General features: G+C 66.7%; 3 protein-coding genes and 1 pseudogene. 2 read left to right on the top strand and 2 right to left on the bottom strand.

Annotation, left to right across the window (positions count from 1 at the left end):
- Positions 1-5 precede the first annotated feature (5 nt).
- Positions 6-149 (top strand): hypothetical protein, encoded by a 144-nt coding sequence (locus ACWC9T_RS41635; RefSeq protein WP_449826222.1) that lies wholly within the window; start codon positions 6-8, stop codon positions 147-149.
- A gap of 303 nt (positions 150-452) precedes the next feature.
- Here ACWC9T_RS41635 and ACWC9T_RS41630 read toward each other — a convergent pair whose 3' ends face one another.
- Both ACWC9T_RS41630 and ACWC9T_RS41625 read right to left on the bottom strand, forming a co-directional pair.
- Entirely contained in the window at positions 453-1,250 is a 798-nt protein-coding gene (locus tag ACWC9T_RS41630; RefSeq protein ID WP_449826221.1) for a methyltransferase domain-containing protein, read from the bottom strand.
- A 59-nt stretch (positions 1,251-1,309) separates the two neighbouring features.
- Positions 1,310-1,771 carry a hypothetical protein gene (locus ACWC9T_RS41625; protein WP_449826220.1) on the bottom strand — a complete coding sequence of 154 codons (462 nt, stop codon included), beginning with the start codon at positions 1,769-1,771 and terminating at the stop codon, positions 1,310-1,312.
- Between the two features lie 139 nt (positions 1,772-1,910).
- Here ACWC9T_RS41625 and ACWC9T_RS41620 point away from each other — a divergent pair.
- Positions 1,911-2,057 (top strand): annotated as a pseudogene (locus ACWC9T_RS41620) (questin oxidase family protein); the annotation flags it as partial.
- Between the last annotated feature and the right edge of the window lie 66 nt (positions 2,058-2,123).

The following is a 2,123-nucleotide window of genomic DNA, read 5'->3' as shown; positions in this document are numbered from 1 at the left end:
AGTACATCGACGGGTTCTACAACACCACCCGCATCCAGAAGCGTCTCGGCTGGCTCAGCCCCATCGAGTACGAGGAGAAGTACTACGCCGAACAGACAGCCACCGAACGAACGAACCTGAACACCAATCAACCCACCCTGACCTGCTGATCAGCACCTCCCGCCCACCGGGGGATCCTCAACCCAAGACCAGTTGGGCGATGTGGGGCGGCATGCCGTTCATGACGGCGTCGGTGGTGAGGAGCCTTCTTGTGTCCGCAGTGGCCGTGTGCGGAAGTATCCGTGTGGTGATTCGTGCAGTGGATCTGTCGATGCTTTTACGATCCGATGGTGGCGAGACGTGTTGCGATTCGGCGACCGTGCGAGTGACTGGGATCACACCGGATCGGTGGTGGTGAGGCCCGGCTGCTCCAGGACACGTGCGACGCGGGGTCTGGGGCAACCGGGAAGGCATCAGCTGTCCTGTTTGCGAGCTGTGAGTTGGAAGATTCGGGCCGTGTGCATGTAGGGCGCGCGGTTGGTGACGGCCAGCTCCAGGCGTTCGAGGTCTGCGTAGAACGCCGGGTCGTACTTGCGTGCGTCGTCGGTGATGTAGTCGCAGAAGCTTCGAATGCCGTAGTGGTTGATGTCCTTGCAGCCGAGGTCCTGCAGGACAGGGATGATCTCCTCCGCCGTATGGAGGGTCAACGTGGAGTCGAAGATCTGTGTGTGCAGCTGATCGGATTCGAGTGCGGCATGTGCCGCTGCGGGGTCCATGTCGCGGACTGCGATGTTCAACGGCGCGGAATGCCGGTTGACCGCCATCACAGAGACCAGGCCACCGGGCCTCAGCGGGGAGAGGACGGCAGCGAGGGTGTTGGGGATGTCATCCATGTACTGCAGGAGGTTGTGGCAGAGCACCACGTCGAAGGCCCCAGCGGCGAGGTCGTGGGGAAGAACGGTCACGTCGGCCTCGACGCAGGTGATCTTTTCTGCCAGGCCGGCTTCGGCGGCCCGCTCGGTGGCCGCGAGAAGCATGGCGGGCGCGTAGTCCACGACGGTGACGTGGTGTCCGCGGGCAGCGAGCCGGACAGCGTCCCCGCCGTCTCCGCCTGCCAGGTCGAGCACTCGAAGCGGGCCACTGCCCAGGCCGCTGAGATGGCGTTCAAGGTTGGCCTCGGCAATTGAGTAGCGCAGTCTTCCCCACGGGGCGTCCTGCCACTGCTGCCAGGCGGTCATCGCGGTGTCGAACTTCTCCGGTGCTTCAGCCATTGGGCGACGATATCGGCCAGGTTGGGCTGCGGAAGTGGGTGGGTGGGCCAGCGTCATGGTCAGCTGCAGGATCCGATCGTGATGCCTCGGGTGGTTGGGAGACGGATCACGCGACTTGCCGCGATGGTGATCCCGCGTAGGTGGACGATCTCCTCGTGCTGGGCCGCGAGCCGGGCCAGCGCCTGGGTCCGGAAGTCCGTGAGGTCGTCGACGGTCTGCTCCGACTTGGCCAGCCGTTCCCTGAGCTTGGTGATCTCTGCCTTGAGGCGGGTGATCTGGGCTTCGCGAGGGTCAGGGATCCCGCCAGCGTCCTGCAGGGCCTGCCGACGTCGCTCGAACTCTCCACGGAGGTGAGCGTAGGGACGGGTGCCGTAGAAGGCGGTGCGGTCGACGGCCGCTTCGCGGGCGAGGGTCTTGATGTCGCACTTGCCGCCAGGCGGGAGTTCGCCGCGCAGGAGCCGGTCCATGGCGGCCCGGATGCGGTTCTCGCTCTCGGTGCGTTGGGCTGCGGAGATTTTCATGCGGACTCCTCCTTCATGCCGGTGGCGGCGTCGATCTCGGTGACGATGCGGAGAGCTCGGCCGTAGTCGGCCTGGAGCCGGGTCCGGTCGGTCTTGCGGGTGGTGCCGAGCTGGCCGAGGAAGCGCGGCGGTCCCCCGCACCCCGCCCGGCAGCCACACCCCCGAAGAGGTCTTCGAACTCGCGTTGGCGCACGGGGACGAACACGTCATCAAGCTGACGGACACGGCCCTCGACGTCGGCGACGCGCCAGCCCTGGCAGCCGCGCTGCGCTCCATAGAGCTGAGCTTGACCACCGCCGCGGGGGGGGGGCGGGGCGCCGGGCGGGGCGGCGGCCCCGGGGCCGTGCGCGGC

The sequence above is a fragment of the Kitasatospora sp. NPDC001159 genome (assembly GCF_053598235.1).
This window is presented reverse-complemented; position numbering and strand designations above follow the sequence as displayed.

Coding starts and splice junctions, on each gene's coding strand:
- ACWC9T_RS41625 (WP_449826220.1), bottom strand. CDS start 1,771: ATGAAAATCTCCGCAGCCCAACGCACCGAGAGCGAGAACCGCATCCGG.
- ACWC9T_RS41630 (WP_449826221.1), bottom strand. CDS start 1,250: ATGGCTGAAGCACCGGAGAAGTTCGACACCGCGATGACCGCCTGGCAG.